Origin of the sequence: Arthrospira sp. PCC 8006 (assembly GCF_046480465.1) — a bacterium.
Taxonomy (GTDB): domain Bacteria; phylum Cyanobacteriota; class Cyanobacteriia; order Cyanobacteriales; family Microcoleaceae; genus Limnospira; species Limnospira platensis.
In genome coordinates this window covers 1-445 of sequence record NZ_PKGG01000557.1, presented here as the reverse complement: position 1 = coordinate 445, position 445 = coordinate 1, and the positions used below count along the sequence as shown (strand labels likewise).

1 protein-coding gene is annotated in these 445 nt (G+C 46.3%); it reads right to left on the bottom strand.

Translation table 11 applies throughout. The features are described from left to right. On the bottom strand, positions 1-445 hold a 445-nt coding region (locus B9T16_RS29355; RefSeq protein ID WP_410246464.1), incomplete at both ends, for a transposase.

Below are 445 nucleotides of genomic sequence, written 5' to 3'. Positions count from 1 at the left end.
CCCGCAATGCTTTCAGTTTAGCTCTAAAACTGGCGTGGTGAATTTGAAGGAAGTTCTGGTTATTGGGGCTGGCGATATTAATCTCCGGCTTGATACCGACGTTAAAACCTACCACAATTTGAGCGATTCGGTTCTCGATACAGTGATTAACAATGTAACGGGCGGCTTTGTTGAGATAATCCCTAACCTTGTTATGGCGATTCCGCGTTACCCTAGTCTGGCGCTCCTTTATTCCCTCGATTTTCTGCAAATCTTTAATCGATTGCAGTCGGGCGTTCTCTTTGTTGTACCAACGGTTAAGGGATTTCAGTTTTTTGCCATCCACGATAAAGGATGCCCCGTTGGTATCGACGCAAGTAGCCAGATTGTCAAGTCCGATATCGATCTCTAGAGCCGTATCGGGTTCGGTGGGAACGGGAGTTTCTTCCACCTCGTAAATAAACTC